We start from the raw sequence: 1,851 nt of genomic DNA, 5'->3' as shown, positions 1-1,851 counted from the left end.
GGGCGGGGCCCCGAAGAGGTTCAGGGCCTCCTCCCGTCCGAGCCCCCCGGACTCCTCCCCCAGCAGCACCCACCGGGTGACACCGATCGCCTCCAACAGGGCCCGGTCGTGGGAGACGACCAGCAGCGCCCCGGACCGGTGCCCGGCGACCGCCTCGTGAAACCGACGGCGGGCGAAGAGGTCGAGGTTGTTGGTGGGTTCGTCCAGCAGCAGCACATCGGGACGTCCCAGCAGCCGGACCGTTGGGCCGGGCAGGACGGTCTCCCCGCCGGACATCCGCCCCACCTCGCAATCACGCTCACGGAACGGTCGATGGGCGCGTGTGCGAGCACCGTGCGGCGACCGGCCCGGAGGGGGCGGGAGAAGTGCGCGTCCCGTGCGGGGGACGGCCCGTGCACCAAAGGTCGCATCCACGCGGCGCATCGTGCGGGAGACGGGGTCTCCACCGGACGACGGCATACGGCCCGGGGCCGTGCCGCGCGGTGATCGCGAACCTCAGATGCGCAACGTCCACCTCTATCGGAGACAACAGGACGCCACCAGGGTAGCCGGCACCCGGTCGGCGGCGCACGGGGTTCTCCGTGACCCGAGCACGACGCCGGCCCGCGATCGTCCCGGGATCGCGGGCCGGCGCACGATGTGCGGGCTTTCGGTCCCGGGCTCAGGCCCGGCGCTTGAGATGGTCGATGAAGTCGGCCCAGGCGACGGCCGGCACGTTCACCACCGGCCCCTCGGGCCGCTTGCTGTCACGGACGGGCACCGTGGCGGGCACATCGTCCCGCACCTCGAGGCAGTTGCCGTTGTCCATTCCACTGTGGGACGACCTGCGCCACGGGGTCTCGCTCATTCGGCGAACTCCTTCTCGTATCGACGGATCAGGTCTGTCGAGTCCTTCTCGGACAGGGCCATCGCTCGCGCGGCGACGAAGACCTCCGCGCACTCCACGTATTCCCATCGGGACTCGATGGGCACCCCCGTCCGGAAACTCTCCACCAGGGCCATCGGTGATCCGGTTTCCAGATCCATCATCAGCAGACTTCCACCCATCATCCCGTGGCTCCCCGCCAGAAACGGAATGACCTGGATCGAGATGTTCTTTTCCTCCTGGCGGTCGGCCAGACGTGCCAACTGCTCACACATCACATGTGGCCCACCAACCGGCCGGGCCAGGGTCGCCTCGTCCAGAAGCACCTGATAGAGGGGAGGCTTCTCCCTGGCCAGGATCTCCTGCCTCCTCATTCGCACCGCCACCCGTTCCTCGATCTCCTCCTCGGTCTCCCCCGGGATGCCCGCGCGGAGGAGAGCACGGGCGTAGCGCTCGGTCTGGAGCAGGCCCGGAAGAACGCTGGAGGCGAACCCCTGGATACGCACGGCCTCGGTCTCCCTGCTCAACACCATGCGCACCCCCGCCTCGATGAGGTGGGCGCGGGCCATCTCCAGCAGGGAGACGAACTCCCCGGAGGTGCCCAGCTCCCGGTCGAGCCTCTCCGCCACGGCGTCCGACGGTCGTTGCTTACCCGTCTCCATGCGGGAGACGTACGAGTGCGGGTAACCGATGAGGTCGCCCATCCCCCGCAGCGAGAGGCCGCGCGCCTCGCGGTGTTCCCGCAGCCTGCGGGCGAGGAGTCGATCGGGGGTCAGGGGTGGGGTGTCCTTGTGTCGTGCGTCCATCTCGCGTGCTCCGCCCATCGGATCGGTACCAACGAGGACCGGCCACAGGCTACTCCTTGTCGTCTTTCGGTTACGCGCCGATGGTGAAGGGGAAGGACATTCCCCCTCGGAGGTGACCTGTTGAACCGCTCCCCGGACGTGGTGGGGACCGGGGACCACGGCGGATCCACGGGCACGCGA

At 69.2% G+C, this 1,851-nt stretch carries 2 protein-coding genes and 1 pseudogene; all 3 read right to left on the bottom strand.

Annotated features, from left to right (window positions below):
* Nucleotides 1-84: 84 nt before the first annotated feature.
* Nucleotides 85-294 (bottom strand): annotated as a pseudogene (locus tag FNQ90_RS21720) (ABC transporter ATP-binding protein); the annotation flags it as partial.
* A gap of 367 nt (nt 295-661) precedes the next feature.
* A complete protein-coding gene (locus FNQ90_RS21715; protein WP_182607905.1) occupies nt 662-847 on the bottom strand; it encodes a DUF397 domain-containing protein in 186 nt (61 codons plus the stop codon).
* Entirely contained in the window at nt 844-1,671 is an 828-nt protein-coding gene (locus FNQ90_RS21710; RefSeq protein ID WP_182607904.1) for a helix-turn-helix domain-containing protein, read from the bottom strand. Before FNQ90_RS21710 ends, FNQ90_RS21715 begins: the two co-directional genes overlap by 4 nt.
* Between the last annotated feature and the right edge of the window lie 180 nt (nt 1,672-1,851).

The organism is Streptomyces alkaliphilus, from assembly GCF_014141535.1.
Lineage (GTDB): Bacteria > Actinomycetota > Actinomycetes > Streptomycetales > Streptomycetaceae > Streptomyces > Streptomyces alkaliphilus.
The sequence above is the reverse complement of the archived record's forward strand: the minus strand, read 5'-3'. Positions and strand labels throughout refer to the sequence as shown.

Excerpts from the sequence above, each read along its gene's own strand:
- FNQ90_RS21715 (WP_182607905.1), bottom strand. The coding sequence starts at position 847 with ATGAGCGAGACCCCGTGGCGCAGGTCGTCCCACAGTGGAATGGACAAC.
- FNQ90_RS21710 (WP_182607904.1), bottom strand. The coding sequence starts at position 1,671 with ATGGACGCACGACACAAGGACACCCCACCCCTGACCCCCGATCGACTC.